Origin of the sequence: Kitasatospora sp. CB01950 (genome assembly GCF_001905465.1) — a bacterium.
In the GTDB taxonomy this organism is placed as follows: Bacteria; Actinomycetota; Actinomycetes; order Streptomycetales; family Streptomycetaceae; genus Kitasatospora.
The window spans coordinates 378,628-402,956 of record NZ_LISX01000008.1; the positions used below are offsets into that span (position 1 = coordinate 378,628).

The 24,329-nt window shown below is 74.2% G+C and carries 17 protein-coding genes; 3 read left to right on the forward strand and 14 right to left on the reverse strand.

Annotated elements, in window-relative coordinates; translation table 11 throughout:
• Positions 1-33 precede the first annotated feature (33 nt).
• From AMK19_RS38655 to AMK19_RS22160, 4 genes are all read right to left on the reverse strand, one after another.
• Positions 34-444, reverse strand: coding sequence for a hypothetical protein (locus AMK19_RS38655; RefSeq protein ID WP_143200327.1), 411 nt, complete (start codon positions 442-444; stop codon positions 34-36).
• Entirely contained in the window at positions 441-806 is a 366-nt protein-coding gene (locus AMK19_RS22150; protein ID WP_143200328.1) for a WhiB family transcriptional regulator, read from the reverse strand. The genes AMK19_RS38655 and AMK19_RS22150 overlap by 4 nt, the downstream gene beginning before the upstream one ends.
• A gap of 172 nt (positions 807-978) precedes the next feature.
• Positions 979-1,398 carry a hypothetical protein gene (locus AMK19_RS22155; protein WP_073814435.1) on the reverse strand — a complete coding sequence of 140 codons (420 nt, stop codon included), beginning with the start codon at positions 1,396-1,398 and terminating at the stop codon, positions 979-981.
• Between the two features lie 159 nt (positions 1,399-1,557).
• Positions 1,558-3,855, reverse strand: a complete 2,298-nt coding sequence (locus AMK19_RS22160; protein WP_443135032.1) for an ATP-dependent DNA helicase UvrD2 — start codon at positions 3,853-3,855, stop codon at positions 1,558-1,560.
• 169 nt (positions 3,856-4,024) lie between these two features.
• Between AMK19_RS22160 and AMK19_RS22165 the strand changes: the two genes are divergently transcribed.
• Positions 4,025-4,276: a mycoredoxin gene (locus AMK19_RS22165; protein ID WP_073814440.1), complete on the forward strand. Its 252-nt coding sequence runs from the start codon at positions 4,025-4,027 to the stop codon at positions 4,274-4,276.
• Positions 4,277-4,314: 38 nt separating this feature from the next.
• On the opposite strand, the gene AMK19_RS22170 is transcribed toward AMK19_RS22165, so the two are convergent.
• From AMK19_RS22170 to AMK19_RS22195, 6 genes are all read right to left on the reverse strand, one after another.
• Positions 4,315-5,094: a GntR family transcriptional regulator gene (locus AMK19_RS22170; protein ID WP_073814442.1), complete on the reverse strand. Its 780-nt coding sequence runs from the start codon at positions 5,092-5,094 to the stop codon at positions 4,315-4,317.
• Between the two features lie 212 nt (positions 5,095-5,306).
• Positions 5,307-6,248 carry an NAD(+) diphosphatase gene (gene nudC / locus AMK19_RS22175; RefSeq protein WP_073814444.1) on the reverse strand — a complete coding sequence of 314 codons (942 nt, stop codon included), beginning with the start codon at positions 6,246-6,248 and terminating at the stop codon, positions 5,307-5,309.
• 58 nt (positions 6,249-6,306) lie between these two features.
• Positions 6,307-7,704, reverse strand: coding sequence for a dipeptidase (locus AMK19_RS22180; RefSeq protein ID WP_073814446.1), 1,398 nt, complete (start codon positions 7,702-7,704; stop codon positions 6,307-6,309).
• Between the two features lie 84 nt (positions 7,705-7,788).
• A complete protein-coding gene (locus AMK19_RS22185; protein WP_083647183.1) occupies positions 7,789-10,611 on the reverse strand; it encodes an FtsX-like permease family protein in 2,823 nt (940 codons plus the stop codon).
• Complete coding sequence (locus AMK19_RS22190) at positions 10,608-11,372, reverse strand: ABC transporter ATP-binding protein (protein ID WP_073814449.1); 765 nt, start codon at positions 11,370-11,372, stop codon at positions 10,608-10,610. The genes AMK19_RS22185 and AMK19_RS22190 overlap by 4 nt, the downstream gene beginning before the upstream one ends.
• 16 nt (positions 11,373-11,388) lie before the next feature.
• A complete protein-coding gene (locus tag AMK19_RS22195) occupies positions 11,389-12,003 on the reverse strand; it encodes a PadR family transcriptional regulator (RefSeq protein ID WP_073814451.1) in 615 nt (204 codons plus the stop codon).
• An 87-nt stretch (positions 12,004-12,090) separates the two neighbouring features.
• Between AMK19_RS22195 and AMK19_RS22200 the strand changes: the two genes are divergently transcribed.
• Entirely contained in the window at positions 12,091-13,002 is a 912-nt protein-coding gene (locus AMK19_RS22200) for an endonuclease/exonuclease/phosphatase family protein (protein ID WP_198953408.1), read from the forward strand.
• On the opposite strand, the gene AMK19_RS22205 is transcribed toward AMK19_RS22200, so the two are convergent.
• The 4 genes from AMK19_RS22205 to AMK19_RS22220 form a co-directional block, all read right to left on the reverse strand.
• Positions 12,999-14,216 (reverse strand): PP2C family protein-serine/threonine phosphatase, encoded by a 1,218-nt coding sequence (locus AMK19_RS22205; protein WP_083647185.1) that lies wholly within the window; start codon positions 14,214-14,216, stop codon positions 12,999-13,001. The genes AMK19_RS22200 and AMK19_RS22205 overlap by 4 nt on opposite strands.
• A gap of 195 nt (positions 14,217-14,411) precedes the next feature.
• The gene (locus tag AMK19_RS22210) at positions 14,412-17,603 is read right to left on the reverse strand and encodes an ATP-dependent DNA helicase (RefSeq protein ID WP_073814454.1); all 3,192 of its coding nucleotides are present in this window, start codon (positions 17,601-17,603) and stop codon (positions 14,412-14,414) included.
• A complete protein-coding gene (locus AMK19_RS22215; RefSeq protein WP_073814456.1) occupies positions 17,590-20,859 on the reverse strand; it encodes an ATP-dependent helicase in 3,270 nt (1,089 codons plus the stop codon). Before AMK19_RS22215 ends, AMK19_RS22210 begins: the two co-directional genes overlap by 14 nt.
• A gap of 132 nt (positions 20,860-20,991) precedes the next feature.
• Complete coding sequence (locus tag AMK19_RS22220; protein WP_073814459.1) at positions 20,992-21,327, reverse strand: MGMT family protein; 336 nt, start codon at positions 21,325-21,327, stop codon at positions 20,992-20,994.
• 143 nt (positions 21,328-21,470) lie between these two features.
• On the opposite strand from AMK19_RS22220, the gene AMK19_RS22225 reads away from it, so the two are divergent.
• The gene (locus AMK19_RS22225; RefSeq protein ID WP_241844510.1) at positions 21,471-24,311 is read left to right on the forward strand and encodes a lysylphosphatidylglycerol synthase domain-containing protein; all 2,841 of its coding nucleotides are present in this window, start codon (positions 21,471-21,473) and stop codon (positions 24,309-24,311) included.
• Positions 24,312-24,329: the final 18 nt, after the last annotated feature.

The following is a 24,329-nucleotide window of genomic DNA, read 5'->3' on the forward strand; positions in this document are numbered from 1 at the left end:
GCGCGGGCCCGGCCGGCAGGGGTGGAGCAGCCGTCACATCAGGGCGACGGCAAGGGCCTTGCGGGCGCGCAGGGAGGCCTGCTCGGCCTTGCGACGCAGTCGCGTCGCGCGCATCACCCGCAGGCCGAGGCGTTGCTCCTCGGCCTCGTGGAGGCGTTCCTGCATATGCGCACGCGCCAGGGATTCTTGGAGAAGATTCATTTCGAGCGTCCTGTTCTGGATCTGAAGTTCGGTGGTCTGCTCGGAGCGGACGGTGGGATCGATGCCGGCGGGGTTCATGTGGTGGTCCTGCTCGTGGTGCGTAGAAGGGAAGGGACGGGAGAGTTCGGCGTCGGCCTTGGCGGCCGCGAGGCGTACCGAGTCGCGCAGTGCGGTGTCCAGCGGGGGCTGCTCTCCCCTGCGGACGGCTGCGCCTTCGGTGCGGGTCCTGGCTGCGGGGTTCACGCCATGACCTCGGTCTTGCGCGGGCGGCCACGGGGACGCTTGCGGGCGACGACGACGCCCTGGACGAAGAGCTCGCCGCCCCAGACGCCCCAAGGCTCGCGGCGCTCGAGCGCACCGGTGAGACAGGCGGCCTTGACGGGGCAGGTGCCACACAGCGACTTGGCGTACTCGACGTCGGCGGGCGTCTCCGCGAAGAAGACCTCCGGGTCGAAGGCCCGGCACGGGATGGGAAGCCCGAGCGAGTCGGCCTCGTCGATGGCGGTGAGCTGCATGAGTGTTACCTCCGGGGGGTCGGCCTGATCGGCCTTGACGGTCTTGTCGGGTACGGACGGGAGGGGCGGCGGTGTGATGACCGTGGACACTGTGGGCGTCTTCCTCGTCTTCTTGGTGGATCCGGCCGCTCTCGTTGTTCGAGTTCGGCCGGAGGCCCCGAGGGGGCCTGGGTAGGTCGTGCGTACCGGACAAAACAGAAGGGCCGCGGAACCCGGTTGCTGGGTTTCCGCGGCCCTGGAGGCACCGCCCTGACGAGTTGCGTCAGGGTCGTTCGCTCCAGGGTCCAGGCCCGCGGAAAGCCTGCTTCCGGACGGCATCGGCGCCGTTGACGGCGGCCGTGGCCAGAATGATCTGCTGCTGCTTCTGCTCGACTCCGGCACCGACGACGGCTGCATAGCGCCCATGGGCCGCTTCTGCCGCTACTGCCTTCGGTGCCTTGATCGGTCGCTCGTCGGACAGCGAGACGCCGTCGACAAACATGGACCAGTCACGGGACGGACCCGCCTCGACACGGGTGCCCTCAGCATTGCCACGACCACTGACAAGGCAGTGCTCGGCAACTAGCAGGACTCCGGCGTTGCCGCCGGCCACGTCGAGACCCAGACCCGGCACGAGGACGCGCGTGGGCATGGCGAGGGTGGACATCGGGTCGGTCATTTTGATGATCGTCTTCGTCGACACTGAACTCGCCTCCTCTCGGCGTCTCGCGGTGCCCAGTCCCCCGGGCTCCGATATCTGGTTGATGGTCAGCGCACGCAGAAACAAGCCCTCTGCGAGCGTTGCGGCCTCGTCCCCTTGACCGCTCCGGCAGGCTATTGCGCCTTACATGCGGCGCGCAAACTATTTTTCCGGCGAGTTCTCCGGCGGGTTCCCGGCCTGCTCCGAGGCTTCGTCCCCGGGCGAGTCCTGCGCCTGCTCCCCGTCGGGCTCCCCCACGAGCTCCGGACTCTCCCCCGCACACAACAAGAGCACGTCAGAGCCGTACTTGTCCAGCTTCATGGCGCCCACCCCGGAGATCCGGGAGAGCTCTGCGAGGCTGCCCGGCACGTCCTCCGCGATGGCCGTCAGGGTGGCGTCGGTGAACACCACGTAGGCCGGCACGCCCTGCTCCTTGGCGCGCGCCGACCGCCACTCGCGCAGCCGCTCGAACAGCGCCTCGTCCATGGTGGACGGGCAGCCCTCGCAGCGGCGCAGCTTGCGCTCGACGGCGTCGGTCAGGGTGCGGTCGCAGACCCGGCACTTGACCGGCCCGCGCGCCCGGCGCGCGGCCGAGCGGTCCGCGCCGGGCTCGACGCCCCCGCGCCCGCCGCGGGTGCGCGCGCCGGGGCTGGAGGAGCCGGGGCGCAGGCCGTCCAGGAAGCGGGTGGGCTTGCGCGAGGCGCGGCCGCCCGGCGAGCGGGACAGCGCCCAGGAGAGGGTGAGGAAGCGGCGGGCCCGGGTGACGCCGACGTACAGCAGCCGGCGCTCCTCCTCGATCTGCTCGTCGGTCTTGGCGTAGATGATCGGCAGCGTGCCCTCGCTCAGGCCGACCAGGAACACCGCGTCCCACTCCAGGCCCTTGGCGGCGTGCAGCGAGGCCAGCGTGACGCCCTCGACGGCGGGGGCGTGCTGGGCGGCGGCCCGGGCGTCGAGTTCGGCGACGTAGGAGGCGAGGTCGGCGCTCTCCCCGGCGGCGCGGCGGGCGGTCTCGAACTCCTCGGCGAGGCGCACCAGCGCGTTCAGCGACTCCCAGCGTTCGCGGACCGCGCCGGAGCCGGCCGGGGCGGTGGCCGAGAAGCCGCGGGTGGCGAGCACCGCGCGGACCTGCGCGGCGAGGTCGGGCGCGCCGGAGGTCAGCGGGTCGTCGGCGGCCCGGGCGGCGCCCTTGAGCAGCACCCCGGCCTCCCGGACCTCGGGCCGTTCGAAGAACCGCTCGGCGCCCTTGAGCTGGTAGGAGATGCCGAGGTCGGAGAGGGCCTGCTCGTACACCTCGGACTGGCCGTTGGTGCGGAACAGCACGGCGATCTCGCTGGCCCGCACGCCGGTGCCGAGCAGGTCGCGGATCAGCCGGGCGGTGGACTCGGCCTCGGTGGGCTCGTCCTGGTACTCGCGGTAGACCGGCTCGGGGCCGGCCTCGCGCTGGGAGATCAGCTCCAGGCGGTGCTGGGCGGCCTGGCCGCGGGCCTGCGAGAGCAGTCCGTTGGCCAGGTGGACCACCTGCGGGGTGGAGCGGTAGTCGCGCACCAGCTTGACCACCGTCGCCTCGGGGTGGCGGTGGCGGAAGTTCAGCAGGTAGTCGGGGGTGGCGCCGGTGAAGGAGTAGATGGTCTGGCTGGCGTCGCCGACCACGCAGAGGCTGGCGCCGCCGTCGCTGCCCGTCCACTGCTCCAGCAGGCGCTGCTGGAGCGGGGAGACGTCCTGGTACTCGTCGACGGTGAAGTGCCGGTACTGGGAGCGGACCTGGGCGGCGATCTCCGGGCGGTCCTCCAGGATCGCGGCGGTGAGCAGCAGCACGTCCTCGAAGTCGATCAGGCCGCGTTCCTGCTTGGTGCGCTCGTAGGTGGCGTAGACCCGGGCGATCTCGGCCGGGTCGCGCGGGGCCTCGCGGGCGGACTTGGCGACGGCGGTCGGGTAGTCGTCGGGGACGACCTGGGTGACCTTGGCCCACTCGACCTCGGCGGTCAGGTCGCGCAGTTCGGTGCGCTGGACGCGCAGGCCGCTGCGGCCGGCGGCCTCGGCGACCAGCTGGACCTTGCGCTCCAGCAGGCGGGGGACGTCGCCGCCGATGGCGCGCGGCCAGAAGTACTGGAGCTGGCGCAGCGCGGCGGAGTGGAAGGTGCGGGCCTGGACGCCCTCGGCGCCGAGCTGGCGGAGCCGGCCGCGCATCTCGCCGGCGGCGCGGGCGGTGAAGGTGACGGCCAGGACCTGCGCGGGGTGGTAGACGCCGCTGCGCACCCCGTAGGCGATCCGGTGGGTGATGGCCCGGGTCTTGCCGGTGCCGGCGCCGGCCAGCACGCAGACCGGGCCGTGCAGGGCGGTGGCCACGGCGCGCTGTTCGGGGTCGAGTCCGGCCAGCACGGCGTCCGCCCCGAGGGGGGCAGGGCCGTCGGGGCTGTAGGGCTGGTTGGGGCCGCCGAGGCCGGGGAGGTCATCCTGCATGCCTTCCATCCTCGCAGGCGCGCCGGACAGTCCGGTCGGTGTTGTCCACAGGCCTGCCCGGATGATCGGATCGTCCCACTGTTGTCCGTTCCGGAATGGGGGCGGCCCGCCGGACGTTTGTTCCGTGGGCTGCACGGCCCCCGTCCGTCGATCGAAGGAGTCCCTCACCATGTCCGGCACCGTCACGATGTACAGCACGACCTGGTGCGGCTACTGCAACCGCCTCAAGAGCCAGCTGGACCGGGAGGGCATCGCCTTCACCGAGATCAACATCGAGCAGGACCCGGCCTCGGCGTCCTACGTGGAGTCGGTGAACGACGGCAACCAGACGGTGCCGACGGTCGTGGTGGTCGGCGCCTCCGGCGAGCAGAGCGTGATGACCAACCCGAGCCTGCGCCAGGTCCAGGCCGCGCTGGTCTGACCGGCGGGCCCCGCACCGGCGGCCCGCCCCCGCCCGGCTCAGTCGGTCGGGGGCGGGTCGCCGAGTTCGTAGAGCAGCCGGGCCCGGTCGGCGGCGTAGCGGGTCTCCACCACCCGGATCGGGCCGCGCCGGTCGCGGGTGACGCGGGTGTTGACGAGCAGCGGCACGCCGGGCCCGAGGCCGAACCAGGCGGCCTCGGCGGGGTCGGGCATCCGGGCGGTGAGGTGGTCGGTGGCGGTGGTCTCGGTGCGGCCGAGGTCGGCCAGCGTCCGTTCGTCGCCGCCGGGGGCGGGGAGGTCCTCCATCAGCGGGGTGCCGTCGGCCAGTCCGGGCCAGTAGTGGCTGTCCTCGATGGCGTAGGGCTCCCGGGCGACCAGGCAGCGCTGGCGGCGCATCATGACGGCGTCCTCGGGCTGGAGTCCGAGCCAGTCGGCGACGTCGCGGCGGGCCCGCACGGCCCACACCTCGTACTCGAAGCTGAGGTCCAGCCCGGCCCTGCGGGCTTCGGCGGCGTAGGTCTCGCCGGCGACGGGCAGGGCGCCGCGGCGGTGCGAGCGGGGGTGGACGCGGTGGTCGTACCGGGCCTGCCGGCGCAGGTAGGTGCCCTTGCCCTGGACGCGGACCACCCGGCCCTCGTTGACCAGGACGTCGACGGCGAGGCGGACGGTGTTGCGGGCGACCCCGTACTGTCCCTCCAGTTCGCTCTCCACGGGGAGCCGGCCGCCGTCCTCCCATTCGCCGGAGTCGATGCGGCGGCGCAGGTCGGCGGCGAGGAGCTGGTACTTGGGCGTGGGCGTGGGCGCGGCGGCGCGGGGCATCGTCACGCGAGCGAATGTAGTGAGGCCCTTCGTGGCATTTCAGCCGAACCGGCAACCGTGTGCGCGGCGCTGTTCGGGTACCCCGCGAATCCGCCCGACGGGATTCGAACACATTCCGGTCGGACGGCGCGGGTCGCACCGATCGACCCGGCGCGACGGAAGCACTGCGGGGGCGCGCGGAGCAATCCGCACGCCCCCGCAGCTGCCGACGATCACCAGCGGGCGGCCGTCGGCAGCGGTTCGCCGTACCAGAGCTCGATCAGGTGCCGGGCGATCGAGATGCCGGACGGCGGCAGGATCTCCCCGGCCTCCATGCCCGCCCGCAGCTCCTCGCGGGCGAACCAGCGGGCCTCGGACAGCTCCTCGCCGTCCACGGTGATCCCGGTGCCGTCGGGGTGCGCCCGGCCGAGGAAGCCCAGCATCAGGCTGGACGGGAACGGCCAGGGCTGGCTGGCCACGTACTCGACCTCGGCGACCCGGACGCCCGCCTCCTCCAGCACCTCGCGGCCGACCGCCTGCTCGATCGACTCGCCGGGCTCGACGAACCCGGCCAGCGTCGACCAGCGGCCCTCCGGCCAGAGCGCCTGCCGGCCCAGCAGGCAGCGGTCCTCGCTGTCGGTGATCAGCATGATCACCGCCGGGTCGGTCCGCGGGTAGTGCTCGGCCGCGCAGGAGGTGCAGCGGCGCAGGTGGCCCGCGCCGGCCTTCTCGGTGCGGTGGCCGCACCGGGAGCAGAAGGTGTGCAGCCGGTGCCAGTGCTCCAGGGCGACGGCGTGCACCAGCAGTCCGGCGTCCCGGTCGGCGAGCGTGCCGCCGACCTCGCGCAGCCCGGCCGGACGGGCGTCGCCGTCCAGCCGGCCGGGCAGCGACTCGCAGTCCAGCGCGAAGTAGTGCACGCCGTCCTCGCCGGTCCCCAGGAAGTAGCGGTCGCCGCTCTGCGGGGCCTCGAAGGACGGCAGCAGCACCAGTTCGCTGCCGCCGTCGGTGTCCACCACGAACACCTCGCCGCCGGCGATCGGCAGCACCTTGGTGGTGGGGTGGCTCCAGGCCGCGGCCAGCCACGGCTCGTCCAGCCGGCGGTGCGCCGCCCGGTCCACCCCGGCGCGGGCCAGCGCAAGGTGCTTGCTGTCAGGGGCGCTGCTCAACTCGTCCATCCCCGTTCGCTTCGGTAAGGCAGGTGCGGCAGGTGCGAGATCGCTCCGGAGCGCGCGCTCACGGGCGGAAGTTCTCCGCGAGGTCGCCCCACAGGTACGCGGAGGTCTCGACGCCCTTGCGGAGCAGGTCGAGCTCCACCTTCTCGTTGATCGAGTGCCAGCCGTCCGAGGGCACCGAGATGCCGAGGAACAGCACCGGCGCGCCCAGCACGTCCTGGAGGTCGGCGGCCGGGCCGGAACCGCCCTCACGGGTGAACAGGATCTTCTGTTCGAAGGCCCGTCCCATCGCCCGGACGGTGGACTGCAGCGCGGGGTGGTCCAGCGGCGTCAGGCACGGGCGGGTCGCGCCCGGGAAGACGATGTCGTACCGGATGCCCGCCGGGACGTGCGCGGCGACCCAGGCGCCGACGGCCTCCCGGACCTTCTCGACCTCCTGGCCGGCGACCAGCCGGAAGGACAGCTTGAGGTGCGCCTCGGCCGGGACGATGGTCTTGCCGCCGGGGCCGGTGTAGCCGCCCCAGATGCCGTTGACCTCGGCCGTCGGGCGGGCCCAGACCCGCTCCAGGGTGGTGTAGCCGGCCTCGCCCTGGGTGCCGTACGACTTGGCGACCTTCAGCCACTGCGCCTCGTCGAAGGGCAGCTCGGCGAAGAGCGCCCGCTCCTGCTCGGTGAGCTCGACGATGCCCTCGTAGAAGCCGGGCACCGCGACCTTGCGGTCCGCGTCGTGCAGGCCCGCGGCGAGCGCGGCGGCCACGTCGGCCGGGTTGGGGACGGCGCCGCCGAACGAGCCGGAGTGGATGTCGCTGTCCGGGCCGTACAGGTCGATCTGGCAGTCCGCCAGGCCGCGCATGCCGGTGCACACGGTGGGGGTGGTCTCGGACCACATGCCGGTGTCGGAGATGATCACCACGTCGGAGGCGAGCCGGGCGGCCTCGCGGCGCACCAGGGCGCCGAAGTTCGGCGAGCCGGACTCCTCCTCGCCCTCGATCAGCAGCTTGAGGTTGACGGCCGGCGCGGTGCGGCCGGTGGCGGCGAGGTGGGCCCGCACCCCGAGGGTGTGGAAGAAGACCTGGCCCTTGTCGTCGGCGGCGCCGCGCGCGTACAGCCGGCGGCCGACCACGGTGGGCTCGAACGGCTCGGTGTCCCAGCCGTCCGCCTTGGCGGCGGGCTGCACGTCGTGGTGGCCGTAGACCAGCACGGTCGGCGCGCCCTCGTCGCCGGACGGCCACTCGGCGAACACCGCGGGCAGCCCGTCCGTCTCCCACACCTCGGCGACCGGGAAGCCGGTCGCGCGCAGCTTCTCGACCAGCCACTCGGCGGAGCGGCGGACCTCGCCGGCCCGGTCGGGCTCGGCGGAGACGGAGGGGATGCGCAGCCAGTCGGCGAGGTCGGCCAGGAAGGCGTCCTCGTGCTGGTCGATGAAGGAACGGACGGCGCTGTCCGGGGTTTTCGTCATACGGACGACTTTAGTTCGCCCGGGTGGGTCCGTGCCCACGGCCTCCCCCAGCCGTGAGCACGGTCACGCTCCCCCCGCCGGGCCTCAGGCGGCCCGGCGGCTCAGGGCGATCTTGGAGCGGGTGAGCAGCGCAGCGAGCAGCACCGCCACCACCGGCAGGCCGACCACCACGGCGGCCAGTTCGGCCCACGGGATCGCGATCACCGCATCGGGGGCCTCCTGCCCCGGAGGCATGTGCCTCGACTGGTCCTGTGCCTGGAACAGGCGCAGGGCGATGGCCGGGATGGCGCCGCAGAACAGGCCGAGCACCGCGCCCATCGCGGCGATCACACCGCACTGGAAGCCGGACAGCCGGCGCCGGATGCCGCCGCTCGCACCGACCGCGGCCAGCGTGGCGAGGTCCTGCTGGGAGTCCGCGGAGGCCAGGCCGGTGGCGATGCCGGCCGCGCCGAGCGCCACCAGTCCGGCGAACACCGTCAGGCCGACGGTGATCAGGTCGGTGGTCGGCTGGAAGCCGCGCTCGACCGTGAGCGTCGCGTTGTCGTCCAGCTTGGCGAGCGACGCGTTGGCCTTCTGGTACGCCTTGCCGGACGGCTCCGCGGCGGGCAGCCAGAGCGAGCCGGCCTCCCGGGTGCCCAGGCCGGCCTTCTCGGCGGCCTGGGGGGTCATCATGGCGGTGCCGTACGGCGTCGGGGACTGCACCTCGACCGCGTCCACCAGCAGGTGGCGCACCGCCGGCTCGTACGAGGGGTCGGCGTTCGCCTTCTTCGAGTCGAAGGCGTCGGTGACCTGCAGGTCGATCTTGCCGTTCTCCACGTACCCGGACCGGAACACCAGCACCTTGCCGGCGGCGAGGGCCTGCTCGGCGGCCTGGTCGTGCACCCCGAACAGGGTGTGCAGCAGGGTCACGTCACCGACCGGGGTGTCACCGAACCTGCTGCTCTGGAACGCCCGCCGCTCCTGGTTCACCGCGCACCGCGGGTCGGCGTGCAGGCGCTCGTACTCCTCGGGGGTACGGGCCCCGTCGGCCGGGCAGCGCTTGGCCTCCGGCAGCACGGCCTGGATCCAGCCGCAGGGTGCGCCGGAGGCGCACTTGGCGGCCGGCGTCAGGTCCCGGATGTCGGCGCGCTGGCCGAGGCCGGGCATCGCGCCCTCGACCGCGTCGCGCATCACCGGCAGCCGGTTCTGGTCGGCGGTCGGGCCCCAGCCGGCGTTCAGCGCGACGGCGTTGGCGGGCGCCTGCGGCATGTAGTCGCGGCGCTGCTGCTCGTTGCCGCTGGTGGTGTAGATGCCCACGGCGACCGCGCCGGCCACGGCGGCCATCACGGCGGCCACCGCCGGGGCGGTGCGGCTGCGGTGGCGCACCGAGTCGCGCAGCGCCAGACGCGGGCTGAGCGGCAGGTGGCGGCCGAGCCGGCCGAACAGGCCGATCAGCATCGGGGTGCACAGCAGCACGCCGATCTCGGCGATCACCGAGCCGCCGAGCAGGCCGGGGATCGCGGCGACGCCGGTGGCCGCGCAGGCCAACGCCAGGACGGCACCGCCGGCGACCATGATCAGACCGATCACGGCGACGATCCGGCTGGCGGGCTTGCTGCCGCCGCGTCCGGTGAGCGCCGCCACCACGTCCTGCCGGGCGGCCTGGACGGCGGGCACCACGGCCGCGAGCAGGCCGGTGACCAGGCCGACCGCGGCAATCGCCAGCAGGTCGAGCGGCTGCAGGTCGAAGTGGCCGAAGCGGCGGCCGGCGAACTGTTCGGCGTTGTCGCGGAACACCGCGACCAGCAGGATCGCGATCACCAGGCCGACCACCGCACCGGTCACGCCCAGCACCACTCCGCCGCCGAGCACCACCGCGCGCACGTGTCCGCGGTCGCCGCCGCCGGCGGCGAGCAGTCCGAGCTGGCGGCGCGAGCGGCGGGCGCCGACCGCGAAGGCCGGTCCGGCGAGCAGCACGATCTCCAGCAGGGCCATGCCGACCACGGTGGCGAGGATCGCGACGGCCACCTTGTCGGGTCCGTTGCTCTGGCCGGGCTGCTGGTACAGCGGCACCTCGGAGCGGGCGGGCGGGTGCAGCAGAACGGCCTTGGAGCTGACCGCGAAGCCGAACTTGTTGAGCTCGAGCACCTTCGGCCAGTCCAGCACGGCTCCGGCGGGCAGCTGGACCAGCCAGAGGTCGCGCTGGAACAGGCTGGCGGCCTGGTCCGGCTTGGCCGCCAGCAGCGGGGCGATGAGGCTGCCGGGGCGGGCGATCAGCCCGGTGCGCTTGAGCTGGCTCGGGTACTCGGCGACGGCGGTGATGGTGAAGGGCTTGGCCTCCAGGCCGCGGACGGCGGTGACGTCGCCGAGCCGCAGCCCGGACTGGTTCAGGAACTCCTGGGTGGCGGCGATCTCGCTCGGCCCGGTCGGGACGGTGCCGCGGACCACGTTCACCATGCCGTGCCACACCGGGTCGGAGAGGTCGGCCTCGACGGTCTCCACCGTCATCCGGCCCTCTTTGGTGGTGGTCGTGGTGCGTGGCCCGTCGGGCATCCGCACCAGCTTGGCACCGGCCGGCAACAGCTGCGTGATCAGGTCGCCGGGCTCGGTGTCGGAGCTGCGCTTCTCCTCGGCGGTCTTCGGCCTGTCCCGCTCGTAGTTGCCGATCCGGGTGTCGGTGTCGGGGTCGGGCGCCTGGAGCAGGGTGTCGCCGCGCATGGACATCTCGATCCGGGCGTCGGCGGTGCCCATCGCCCGGGCGACCTTCTCGCCCGGTTCCAGCTGGGCGCTGCGGGCGACCACGTCGACGCCGGCGACGCCGAGGATCGGCAGGGCGATCATCGCCACCACGAGGGCGCTGCGGCCCTTGGCGCGCATGGCGTCGCGGCGGGCGATCCGCAGCGTTGCCCGCCAGGCGGTCAGCCTCACTGGTCCTTGCCCTTCAGTGCGTTGGCGGCGGCGGTGACCAGCAGGGTGCCGGCGTCCTGCCGGGCGGTCTCGTCGACCAGCCGGCCGTCGCGCAGGAACACCACCCGGTCCGCCCAGGCGGCGTGCCGGGCTTCGTGGGTGACCATCATGGCGGCGGCGCCGGCGTCGCAGCGGGCGCGCAGGACGGCGAGCACGGATTCGCCGGTGGTGGAGTCGAGGGCGCCGGTGGGTTCGTCGGCGAGCACCAGGCGGCGGTCGCCGATCAGTGCGCGGGCGATGGCGACGCGCTGCTGCTGGCCGCCGGACATCTCGTCGGGGAAGCGGTCGGCGAGTTCGGGGATGCCGAGTTCCTCGAGCGCGACGAGCGCCTCCTTGCGGGCGGCGCGGGCGGACACGCCGTCGAGTTCGCGGGGCAGCCCGATGTTCTCGGCGGCGGTGAGCCCCGGTATCAGGTTGTAGTCCTGGAAGACGTAGCCCACCGAGCGGCGCCGGACGGCGGCCTGCTGCTTGCGGTCCAGGTCACCGAGGACGGTGCCTTCGACGATCACCCGGCCGTCGCTCGGGCTGTCCAGGCCTCCGGCCAGGGTCAGCAGGGTGGACTTGCCGGAGCCGGAGGGCCCCATCACGGCGACCAGTTCGCCGGGGTAGACGCACAGGTCGACGGCGCGCAGCGCGTGCACCTCGGACGCGCCGTGGCCGTGCACCCGGCTCACCCGGTCCAGGTGCAGCACGGGCTGGGCCGGCTTGAGTTGTTCGGTCATCGCTCCCCCAGGAGTTTCAGAGGCGGCCGCGTGCGCGGCTCTTGACGGCGCGGCGCGCGGGCGGCGCGGCACCGGGTTCGGCCGTGGCAGCGGCCTGTCGCTCGGCGTGCTGGCCGAGTCGGGATTCGCAGTGGTCCAGCCAGCGGATCTCCGCCTCGGTCTGGAAGATCAGCTGCTCCAGGACCAGCAGCCAGGCCAGGTCTCCGCCGGAGCCGGTGTCGGCGGCCAGCGCCCGGCCCTTGAGCCGGGTGTAGTCCTGCAGCGCCTTCATGCTGTGTCGGCGCTGGCCCTGGACGACGCCGGTGACGTCCACTCCCGGGACGGTCACCGCCATCGCCAGCTTGATCGCCAGTTCGTCGCGCGGCGGGTTGGTGCGCGGCACCGGACTGTCGAACCAGCGGCGCAGTTCCGCGCGTCCCTCCTCGGTGACGGCGTAGAACTGGTGGCCCTCGTCGTCCTCGCCCGCGGACTCGACCAGGCCGTCGCGCTCCAGTCGGCCCAAGGTGGTGTAGACCTGACCGACGTTCAGCGGCCAGGTCGCCCCGGTGCGGGCCTCGAACTCGGATCGCAGCTGGTAGCCGTAGCGCGGGCCCTGGTCGAGCAGGGCGAGCAGGCCGTGACGGATCGACATACCGAGTATGTATACCCGGTATGGCCCACCCGCTCAAGCCGCGCCGCCGCCCCGGCCCGTTCACCCCCACCCGGTACGGTCGGCACCGTGACCACTCTGCGGATCGCCACGTACAACCTGCTGCACGGCCAGCCGCTCACGGCCGACGGCAGCCCCGCGCCCTACCCGGTCGAGCCGGGCGCCCCGCTGGCCGAGGCCGTCGCCGCGCTGGACGCCGACGTGCTCGCCCTCCAGGAGGTCGACCGCGGCCAGCAGCGCTCCGGCCGCACCGACCAGGCGGCGGTCGCCGCCAAGGCGATGGGCGCCGCCGACTGGCGCTTCGCCGCCGCGCTGCACGGCACGCCCGCGCCGTCGGCGGGCTGGGTGACCGACCCGGCCGTCCCGGGCCTGCAGGTGTACGGTCCGGCCGACGCGGACGGCGGCGCCCTGCGTCCGGCGTACGGCACGGCGCTGCTGACCCGGCTGCCGGTGCTGCACTGGCGGGCCCGCCGGTTCGCGCCCGCCCCGTTCGGGCTGCCGCTGCGGGTGGCCGGGCGGCGCGGGCTGACGGCCGTGCCGGACGAGCCGCGGGCCGCGCTGGCGGCGGTGCTGGCCGGGCCGGCCGGGGAGTTCACCGTGGTCGCCGCGCACCTGTCGTTCGTGCCGGGGTGGAACGTCGCGCAGCTGGCCGCGATCCGCCGCTGGATCGCCGATCTGCCGCAGCCCTACCTGGTGCTCGGCGACTTCAACCTGATCGGCGCGGTGCCGCGCACCGTGCTCGGTTCGGCGCACGCGATCCAGCGCACCGCGGCCCGCGACCGGGTGCGCACCGCCCGCCGCACCCGCCTGCAGGGCTGGTACGACCTGGCCCGCACCCCCACCTACCCCTCGCACCGGCCGACCGTGCAGTTCGACCACATCCTGGGCATCGGCGTGCCGCGCTCCACGGTCGGCTCGGTGTCGGCGCCGCGCACCGGGGTGTCCGACCACCGCCCGCTGGTGGTGGAGATCGACGTCTAGAGCGCCTGCCCGGCGCCCGGAGGCGTCCGGAGCGCCTGCCCGATCGGGGCCTCGCCCTGCTGCTGGGCGGGGAGCACCACCGGGTCGAACTGGAGCATCAGCATCGCCGCGTCGTCGCCGAGCTTGTGCCCGACGTGCCGGACCACGTCGTCGTGCAGGCGGCGCAGGACCTCGACGGGGCCGCTGTCGGCGAGCAGCGGCAGCCGGTCGGTGAGCGGGTAGAACGCGCCCCGGTGGTCGCGGGCCTCGATGACGCCGTCGGTGTACAGCAGGATGCGGTCGCCGGGTTCGGTGGCGAGCCGCTGCAGCGGCGGGCAGACGTCGCCCGGGTCGAGCACCCCGAGCGGCGGGACGGTCTCGTCGGCGGCCAGCAGCCGGGGCGCGTCCTCGCCGCGGAGCAGGACGGGCGCGGGGTGGCCGCAGTTGGCGATCTCCAGGACGCCGTCGGCGCGGACGCCGATCAGCACCAGCGTGACGAATTCCTCCTCCACGCCCGGGTGGTCGTTCTCGTGCAGGGCGCGGTCCAGGCTGACGGCGAGCCAGCCGGCCACCCGGTCGAGGTCGGGTTCCTGGTGGGCGGCCTCGCGGAACGCGCCGAGCACGGCGGCGGCGGTCTCCACGGCGGCCAGCCCCTTGCCGCGGACGTCGCCCATCACGGCGCGCACACCGTGCCGGGTGTTGACCACCTCGTACAGGTCGCCGCCGATCGAGGCGTGCGCGGCGGCGGCGGCGTAGCGGACCGCGGCACGCACCGGCCCGACCCGTTCGGGCACCGGGCGCAGCAGCACCCGGCGGGCGATCTCGGCGACCAACTGGGCTTCCGCGAGGGCGAGTTCCTGGCGCAGTCGGAGGGTGGCGCTGAGGTGGCCGATGCCGGCGATCAGCACGATCGCGGCGACGGTGGCGGTGTGCACGGACTCGCCGAGCACGCCGTTGTACCAGGCCATGCCGAAGGCGCACAGCTCGGCGAGCGCGCCGGTCAGCAGCGGGTACCACGTCCGCCGGGAGACCACGGCGGCGAGGGCGGGGACGGCGGTCAGTGCGGGTTCGACGGTGACCTGGCTGTTGGTCAGCAGGTCGAGGGAGACCACCAGCGCCATGCCGATCAGCGGCAGGGCGTGCGAGGTCTTGGGCCATGTGCCGGTGACGGTGTCGGGTACCGGCCCTGGGGTGGGGCCGTGGAGGACGTCCCTGATCCATCCGGTCGCGCTCAACGTCGGTCTCTCCAGCGGAAGGTGCGGGTGCTCGGCACCTGCGGGTCTGACGGGAGGTCAGGGGGTGGGGGCCCTGACGGCGGCCGGAGTACGGGAGGATGACCGGTTACCGACCCCACAATAGGCACGAAACGTGCAGGGCGCACAGGTTTCGCTTGATCTCGTGACGAGTTGGATGCTCTGAGTGACTCTTTTCTACCTATTCCCGATCAGAAGATCGCTCAACTCTTTTCGGCCGGGAAGTCCTGACGGTGTTTCGATCCGGCCGCTGCGCACGTAGCAGAACGAGGCGGTGACCTGCTCCACCGGGACGCCCGCCTGCTCGGCCCAGGCGAGGCGGTAGACGGCGAGCTGGAGGGGGTCGCCGCTGTCCTCCCGGCCGGTCTTCCAGTCGACCACCTCGTAGCGCGGTGACCCTGCGCCACCGGCCGCGTCCCGGTAGACCGCGTCGATCCGGCCGCGCACCACCCGTCCCGCCAGCACCAGTTGGAACGGCGTCTCGACCCGGTAGGGGGTGCGGCCTGCGTAGGGGCCGCGCAGGAAGGCCTCCTTGAGGCGCTCCAGGTCGCGTTCGTCCTCGATCTCCTCGACGTCGACGTCCAGGCCGGGCAGCGCGTCGGGGCCGAGCAGCATCGGCTGGTCGTAGCGGGCCTGCACCCAGGCGTGGAAGCGGGTGCCGCGGCGGGCGGCGGGCGCGGGCGGGCGGGGCATCGGGCGGGCGAGTTCGCGGGCGAAGCCGTCGGGGTCGGCGGCCAGCCGCATCAGTTCGGTGGCGGACAGCGAGGCGGGCAGTTCGACCTCGCGGACGGTGCGCCGGGAGCGTTCCAACTCGCCGAGCAGCGCGGTCAGGTCGCGGTCCCAGGAGGCCGCCAGCCGCTGGTCCTCGATGCCCATCTGCTCCGGCTCGGCGGCGGGCGCCCCGGCCAGCCGGCGCCGGACCACGTCCGCGACCCGGCGGCGGGCGTGCTGCGCGGACGGGTCGAGCGGCAGCGGCCAGGGCGTCTCCACGGACACGTCGAACGCCGGGTTCTGCGCGTCGTCCGCGGGCGCCTCGGCCCAGTGCTCGATCTCGCCGTTGCCGGGCCGTTCGGCGTGCGCGCGCAGCTTCAGCAGGAACTCGGACGGCCCGCGCCGGCGCTTCTGCGAAGGACCCCACCAGTGGCCGGAGGCCAGCAGCAGCGACCGCGGGCGGGTGAACGCGACGTAGCCGAGCCGCAGTTCCTCCACCTCGGCGTGGTGGGCCATCTCCTTCTTGAACAGGCCCATGCCCTTGGCGTTCCACCCGGGGTCGGCGGGCAGCGTGGCGGCGTCGCCGCGCAGCGCGTGCGGCAGCACCTTGCGGGTGGAGGTCCAGCGTTCGCGGCCCTGCCCGGACGGGAAGCCGCCCTTGACCAGGCCGGGGACGGCGACCACGTCCCACTCCAGGCCCTTGGACTTGTGCGCGGTGAGCACCTTGACGGTGTCCTCGCCGCCGGGCAGGCCGGCGTCCAGGCCGCGTTCGTGCTCCTGGGCGGCGCGCAGGAACGCCAGGAAGGCGGCCAGGCCGGGGTCGCCGTCCAGGTCGGCGAAGGACGCGGCGATGTCGAGGAAGGAGTGCAGGGTCTCCCGGCGGCGGGCGGCCAGCGCCAGCGGGGAGGCGGAGAGCTCGACCTCCAGTCCGGTGACGGTCAGCACCCGGTGCAGGACGTCCATCAGCGGCTCGGCGAGCGCCCGGCGCAGGTCGCGGATCTCCCGCGCGAAGCGGGCGAAGCGCACCCGGGCCTCCGGGGAGAACGGCAGCTCGTCGGGCTGTTCGGCGTCGACGAAGGTCTCCAGCGCGTCGGCGAGCGAGACCACCTCGGTGGGGTCGGTCTCGGCGACGGCGGCGGCCAGCGGGTCCTGGTCGCCGAGGCGGGCGGTGCGGACCAGGTCGGCGGCGCGGCGGCCGAGCAGGGCGAGGTCGCGGGGGCCGATCCGCCAGCGCGGGCCGATCAGCAGGCGCACCAGGGCGGCGTTCGCGGTCGGGTCCTGGAGGACTTCGCAGACCGCCACCAGGTCGGCGACCTCGGGGAGTTGGAGCAGCCCGCCGAGGCCGACCACCTCGACCGGGACGCTGCGCGCCACCAGCGCGGCGTGCAGGTCGGGGAAGGCGGTGCCGGCCCGGCTGAGCACGGCGATCCGGCCGGGCGCGGTGCCGGTGCGCACCAGGTGGGCGATGGAGTCGGCCAGCCAGTCCACCTCCTCGGCGTGGGTGGGCAGCAGCGCGGCGCGCACGTACCCGTCCTGTTCGGCGCCGGGTGCGGGCCGCAGCGCCTCGACGCCCTCGTGCATCTCCCGCAGCGGGGCGGCGAGTTCGTTGGCGAAGGCGAGCAGCCGGCCGCCGCTGCGGCGGTTCTCGCTGAGCGCGAAGCGGTGTGCGGGGCTGCCGTCGGCCTGCGGGAAGTGCTGCGGGAAGTCGTCCAGGTTGGCGACCGAGGCGCCGCGCCAGCCGTAGATGGCCTGGCAGGGGTCGCCGACCGCGGTGACCGGGTGGCCGGCGCTGTCGGGGCCGCCGAACAGGCCGGCCAGCATGAGGCGCTGGGCGACGGAGGTGTCCTGGTACTCGTCGAGCAGCACCACCCGGTACTGCTCGCGCAGCAGCCGCCCGACCTCGGGGCGCTGTTGGGCGAGCCGGGCGGAGGCGGCGATCTGGTCGCCGAAGTCGAGCAGGCCGAGCTTCTGCTTGCGGGCCCGGTAGTCCTCGACCAGGTGCAGCAGTTCCTGCCGGCCGCGGGCGGCCTTCGGGACGGCCCGCAGGTCCTCGTTGCTGAGCTTGACACCGGCCAGCTCGTCGAGCAACTCCTCGTCCCAGGAGCGCAGTTGCGAGGGCTGGACCAGGTGTTCGGCGAGTTCGGAGTCGAGTGCGATCAGTTCGGCGACCAGGGCGGAGAAGGTGCCGGTGAGCGCCGGGTAGGGGCCGCGGGCCTGGCGCAGCACCCGGGCGGCGAGCTGGAAGCGGGTGGCGTCGGCGAGCAGCCGGACGTCGGGTTCGATGCCCAGCCGCAGGCCGTGTTCCTTGAGCAGGGTGCCGGCGAAGGCGTGGTAGGTGGAGATCTGCGGGTCGCCGAGGGCGTCGTCCTCGCGCACGCCGGCCCGCAGCAGCGAGCCGCGGACGCGTTCGGCGAGTTCCCCGGCGGCCTTGTTGGTGAAGGTCAGGCCGAGCACCTGTTCGGGGCGGACGGCGCCGGAGCCGACCAGCCAGACCACCCGGGCGGCCATCACGGTGGTCTTGCCGGAGCCCGCGCCGGCCACGATCACGCCGGGGGCCATGGGCGCGCCGATGGCCGCCAGCTGCTCGGGGTTGAACGGGATGCCGAGGAGTTCGCGGAGCTGGTCCGGGTGCCGCAGCAAGGGCTCAGTCGACGACATGCCGGCCGTCCCGCTGCGCGGAGCAGCTGCCGCGGAACGCGCAGCGGCCGCAGCGCTCGCCCGCGGTGGGGGTGAACCGTTCGGCGAGCACCCGCCCGGCGGTGTCGGCGAGCAGGTTCTCGATCCACGGCTCGCCGGGCGGCAGTTGCTGCTGCACCTTGGGCGCTTCCGGGTCGGCCTTGGCGGGCTCCCGCAGGTGGACGAGTTCGGCGCCGCCGACCGCCGCGCCCCGGTCGAAGCCGGGCAGGTCGTCGAGCGCGCCGCCGCGCACCGCCAGCTGGTAGACGGCGAGCTGGCGGTGCTCGGGCAGCGACTTGTCGGTGGGGATCTGCTTGCCGGTCTTGAAGTCGACGACGTAGGCGCGGCCGGCCGAGTCGGCCTCGACCCGGTCCATCGAGCCGCGGATGCGCACGGCGACGCCGCCGACGTCCAGGGTCAGGTCGAAGCCGTGCTCGGTGGCGACGGTGGTGCGGTCGCGTTCCAGCACGTGCCAGTGCAGGAAGCGTTCCAGGGCGGCGCGGGCCTCGGTCTTCTCCTGCTGGGACTTCCACGGCGCGTCGAAGGCGAGGGCGTCCCAGACGGTGTCCAGGCGTTCCATCAGGACGGCCAGGTCGGCGGGGGTGCGGCCGGAGCCGACCTCGTCGGCGAGGGCGTGCACCACGTTGCCGAAGCCCTGGGCGGCGGACGCGGTCTGCCCGGCCTTCACGTCCTTCTCCAGGAACCACTGCAGCGCGCAGGACTCCAGCTGTTCCAGGCCGCTGCCGGACAGCCGGACCGGCAGCCCGGGCTCGCGCAGCGGCTCGGGGGCGGCGGTGGCGTCCACCAGGCCCCACCACTGGTCGGGGTGGGCGGCGGGGACGAGCGGGCGGCCCTCCTCGTCGAGCGCGGCGGCGAGGGTGGCGAGGCGTTCGGCGGCGGCCCGGCGCAGCTCCGGGGAGCGGGCCGGGTCGACGGTGACGGCGCGCAGTTCGGCGACCAGCGCGGCCACCGCGAGCGGGCGGCGCGGGCGGGCGGTGACGTCGGCGACCTTCACCTGCGGGACGCGTTCCAGTATCCGTCCGGTGCGCGGGTCGAGGGTCTCGCGGTAGAGCTCGCGCAGGAACCGGGAGGGTTCGTCGCCGTCCTCGGCGGGGGCCTTGACGGCGGTGACCACCAGGCGTTCCTTGGCGCGGGTGGCGGCGACGTAGAACAGCCGGCGTTCCTCGGCGAGCAGCGCGGCGGGCGACAGCGGTTCGGCGAGGCCGTCGCGGCCGATCCGGTCGGCCTCCAGCAGCGAGCCGCGGCGGCGCAGGTCCGGCCACAGGCCCTCCTGGACGCCGGCCACCACGACGAGCCGCCACTCCAGGCCCTTGGAGCGGTGCGCGGTCATCAGCCGGACCGCGTCGGGGCGGTGGGCGCGCACGTGCAGGGTGTCGGCGGCGATGTCCTGGGCCTCGACCTCGGCGAGCAGGTCGAGCGCGCCGCGGTGGCCGGTGACCCGGTCCTCGGCGCGGGCGGCGGTCTCGAACAGGGCGCACAGCGCGTCCAGGTCGCGGTCGGCGTTGCGGCCGGCCGCGCCGCCGCGCAGCGCGGCCCGTTCCAGGCGTTCGCGCCAGCGCCGGGAACCGTCCCACAGCTCCCACAGCGCGTCCTCGCCGGACGCGCCGCCGGCCAGCATCTCGCGGACCTTGCGCAGCAGCACGCCGAGTTCGTAGGCGCGCCGGGCGTACGGGGGGTCCAGCAGGGCGAGCAGTTCGGGCTGCTCCAGTGCCTCGCGGACGAGTTCCTCGGCGGGGCGGACCACGCCGGTGATGCCGTCCTCGGCGAGCGCCCGACGCTCCTCCTCGCGCAGGGTGCGGCCGAGGCGGCGCAGGTCGGAGCCGTCCAGGGCGGCGAGCGGGCCGGTGAGCAGGGTGTGCGCGAGGTCGGCGGTGAGCGCGCCCTCGCCCTCGGCGCAGACCCGCAGGGCCAGCAGCAGCGGGGTGACGGCGCTCTCCTCGCGCAGCGGCAGGTCGTCGCCGTCGATCTCCAGCGGCACGCCGGCGGCGGCCAGCGCGCGACGCACGCCCGGGATCGACCGGGAGCCGGCCCGCACCAGCACGGCCATCTGCCCCCAGGGGACGCCGTCCTCCAGGTGGGCGCGGCGCAGCAGGTCGGCGATCGAGTCGAGTTCGGCGCCGGGCGTCGGGTAGGTGTACACCTCGACGCCGCCGCCCTCGCGGGAGGGCAGCAGGGCGCGGTGCGCGGCGAGCTTGTCGGCGGGGAGGCGGCCCATCGGCATCCGGCGGGCGAGTTCCCGGGAGGCGGCCAGCAGGACGGCGCCGGAGCGGCGGGACACCCGCAGCACCTTGACCTCGGCGGGGCGGCCGTCGGCCTGCCGGAAGGCGTCGGGGAACTCCAGGATGCCGTTCACGTCGGCGCCGCGGAACGCGTAGATCGACTGGTCGGGGTCGCCGACCGCGACCAAGTCCCGGCCGCTGCCCGCCAGCCGCTGCAGCAGCCGCACCTGCGCCGGGTCGGTGTCCTGGTACTCGTCGACGAAGACCACGTCGTAGCGGCCGCGCAGCTGCGCGGCGACGTCCTCGCGCTCGGCGAGCAGCACGGCGCGGTGGACGAGTTCGGCGTAGTCGAGGACGCCGCGCAGGTCGAGCACGTCGAGGTACTCGGCCAGGAAGTGCGCGGCGGCGGCCCAGTCGGGGCGCTGGACGCCCTCGGCGAAGCGCAGCAGTTCCTGCTCGCCGAGGCCGAGCTCGCGGCTGCGGGCGAGCACCGCGCGGACCTCGTCGGCGAAGCCGCGGGTGGTCAGGCAGGCCCGCAGGTCGAGCGGCCAGCGGATGGTGGCGGTGCCGGCCTTCGCGTCCTCGGCGCCGCCGGCGAGCAGCTCGCGGACCATCACGTCCTGCTCGGGCCCGGACAGCAGCCGCAGCGGTTCGGCGTACTCCTCGGCCGGCTGGTGGGCGCGCAGCAGGGCGTAGCAGAACGAGTGGAAGGTGGTGGCCTGCGGGGCGGTGGTGCCGATCCGGGCGGTCATCCGGTCGCGCAGCTCCATCGCGGCCTTGCGGCTGAAGGTGAGCACCAGCACACGCTCGGGGGCGGTGCCGTCGGCGATCCGCCGGGCGACCGCCTCGACCAGCGTGGTGGTCTTGCCGGTGCCGGGCCCGGCGAGCACCAGCAGCGGCCCCGACGCGTGCTCGACCACCGCCTGCTGGAAGTCGTCCAGCACGGGCGGGTCGGGCTGCGCGAGGGGGCTGCGCACCAGGCGGAACGGTGAGGTCACTGCGGTCCAGGGTCGTACGGCGGTTCACGGCGGGCGATGGGCGTGGGGTTCTTCCGAAAATCGCGCCCGCCGCATCGAGCCTACGATCCTGCACCCACAGACCCCTCCGACGCACATTCCCCGGTCAGACGGTCAGGCCTCCGCAGCGCCGTCCCAGCGGGCCGCCCGCAGGTCGACCCGGGGCTCGCCGGCCACCGTGCGCAGCGGGGTGCCCTCGGCGCGGTACTCGGGCAGCGCGCGGTGCTCGTGGCCGGGCAGCGGCCGCCCGTCCGCGCGGATCACCCGCCACCAGGGCACCGAGCCGCCGTACAGCGCCATCACCCGGCCGACCTGGCGGGGGCCGCCGCGGCCCAGGTACTCGGCGACGTCCCCGTAGGTCATCACCCGGCCCGGCGGGATGTGCTCGGCCAGGTCGAGCACCGCCTCCGCGTAGGGCGGGATCTCGGGCACGTCTTCCGGCTCGGTCATCCGACGCATTCTTCCCCATCCGGTCGATTTCCAGCACCCCGTGCGGGCGATGCGGCACGCGGGATGCCGCCCCTGGACCGCACCGGGGTTCCGGGCATGGCAGCATCTTCGGGGCAGTGCGACACGCGAGGAAACAAGACCAGATGACCGGGACGGCTGAATTGAACGTGGACAAGGGCTCCGAGGAGTCCGCCACCGCCGGTTCCGCCCCGCGGGCGCAGGACGCCCCGCCGGTCGACCTGCGCCACCGGGCGCGGGACGCACACCACACGGGGGAGGACGCGGTGGCCGCTCAGCTGCCGCCGGACGGCGGATCGGACGGTCCGGGCACACCGGACCGTCCGCCGGAGCGGCCGGACCAGCACACCGACGGGCCGGACGGCGGGCTGCCCGCCGAGCGGCCCGAGCCGTCCGCGGCCGCCGGGGAGCCTGCGGAGTCCGGGGAGTCCGCGGCGTCCCGGGAGTCCGGGGAGCCCGTGGAATCTGTGGAGGAGGAGCCGGCCGGCGAGTACCTGGCGGTCGACGAGCCGCTGCTGGCCCCGCGCGCCCACCGCCCGTCGGACCTGCTGCGCTTCCTCGCCGGGCTGCTCGGCATCGTCGCGGTGTTCGTGCTGGCGCAGGTGGCGGTCTCCACCACCAGCGGCATCGAGAACGACATCACGGCCAACGCCAAGCGCATCCCCGACCTGCTGTCCACGGTCTCCGCGCTGGTCTCCTCGGTCGCGGTGCTGGCGGTGCCGCTGGCGTTCGCGGTGGAGCGGCTGATCAAACGCGACGGCCTGCGGGTCGCCGACGGCGTGCTGGCCTCGGTGCTGGCGTACGGCGTCTCGCTGGGCGTCGACTGGTGGGTCGCGGCGAGTGCGCCCGAGGAGATCCGCAACGCACTGACCCAGTTCCCGCCGGGCCACGAAGAGACCCTCACCGACCCGGTGCACGGCTACCTCGCCCCGGTGATCGCGTACATGACAGCAGTCGGCATGTCGAGCCGGCCGCGCTGGCGGGTCGCGCTGTGGATCGTGGTGATCCTCTCCGGCGCGACCGAGCTGGTGAACGGCTACACGACGCCGCTGTCCCTGCTGCTCACCGTGCTGATCGGCTGGTCGGTGGCGTACGGCACGCTGTACGCGATCGGCTCGCCGAACATCCGGCCGACCGGGCAGCACCTGATGATCGGCCTGCGCAAGGTCGGCTTCACCCCGTCCGCCGCGCACCTCGCCCCCGACGGCCCCGGCGGCACCCGCCGCTACCTGGTCGTCCAACAACAGGGGCCGCTGCTCGACGTCCACATCATCGACCGCGAACAGCAGGCCTCCGGCTTCTTCTACCGGGCCTGGCGGCGGCTGCGGCTGCGCTCGGTCGCGGTCCGCCGCAGCCCGCAGTCGCTGCGCCAGGCGCTCGAACAGGAGGCGCTGATCGCGTACGCGGCCGCCGCCTCCGGGGCCCGCGCCCCGCAGCTGGTCGCCACCTCCGAGCTCGGCCCGGACGCCGCCGTCCTGGTGTACGAGAACGTGGCCGGCCGCACCCTGGACGAGCTCGCCGACGAGGAGGTCACCGACGCGGTGATGACCTCCTTCTGGACGTCGGTGGCCACCCTGCACGAGCGCCGCATCGCGCACCGCCGGCTCACCGGCGAGTCCCTGCTGGTGGTCGACGACCGCACCGGCTGCCTGATCAACCTGTCCGGCGGCGACATCGCGGCCGGCGACCTGACGCTGCGCATCGACGTCGCCCAGCTGCTCACCACCTTCGCGCTGCGCACCGGCCCGGAGCGGGCGGTGGCCGCCGCCACCGAGGCGCTCGGCCCGGCCCGGATCGCCGAGGCGCTGCCGCTTCTGCAACCGGTCGGCCTGAGCCGGCAGACCCGCGGCGACCTGCAGCGGATGACCAAGGAGCGGAAGGCCGCCGCGCAGGCGCTGGCCCTCAAGCAGGTCGCGGCGGGCGAACGCACCCAGCAGCAGGCCGAGGAGGACATCGCGCAGGCCGGCGAGGACCTGCTGTCCAAGCTGCGCGGGCAGATCCTGCAGATCGCCCCCGAGGCGCCGATGGCCCCCGCCAAGCTGGAACGGCTCAAGCCGAAGACGCTGATCATGGTGGTGGCGCTGACCTTCGCCGCCTACCTGGCGCTGACCACGATCCGGCCGGACCAGTTCAAGGTCTCCCAGATGAACTGGGCCTGGGCGGCGGCCGCGCTGGCCGCCGCGGCCGCCTCGTACGTGGCGGCCGCGATGAGCCTGACCGGCTTCGTCCCGGAGAAACTGCCGTTCGGACGGACGGTCGCCGCGCAGGTCGCCGGGTCGTTCGTGAAGCTGGTCGCCCCGGCGGCGGTCGGCGGCATCGCGCTGAACACCCGCTACCTACAGAAGGCCGGCATCCGGCCGGTGCCGGCGGTCGCCTCGGTCGGCGCGTCCCAGCTGGCCGGGCTCGGCGGCCACCTGCTGCTGCTGTTCGCCTTCGGCCTGATCACCGGCACCCAGACCAACGGCGACCTGGGCGCCTCCCGGGCGGTGATCATCGGGGTGCTGTCCGCCGCGGTGCTCGCCCTGGTGGTGGCCGCAGTCGCCCCGCTGCGCCGGTTCGTGGTGACCCGGGTGCGCTCGCTGTTCTTCGGCGTGGTCCCGCGAATGCTCGACCTGATGCAGACCCCGCGCAAGCTGGTCACCGGCTTCGGCGGCATCCTGCTGCTGACGCTGTCCTTCACCGCCTGCCTGGACGCCTCGGTGCAGGCGTTCGGCGGCGGCGGGCACGTCACCTACGCGGCCGTCGCTGTGGTCTTCCTGACCGCCAACGCGGCCGGTTCGGCGATCCCCACCCCGGGCGGCATCGGCCCGGTCGAGATCGCCCTGATCACCGCCCTGACCGTGGCCGGCGTCCCCGCCACCGCGGCCACCCCGGCGGTGTTCCTGTACCGCCTGCTGACCTTCTGGCTCCCCGTCCTCCCCGGCTGGGTCGCCTACAACCTCCTCCAGCGCAAGGGATCGCTCTAGGTCGTGTCTCATAATTGA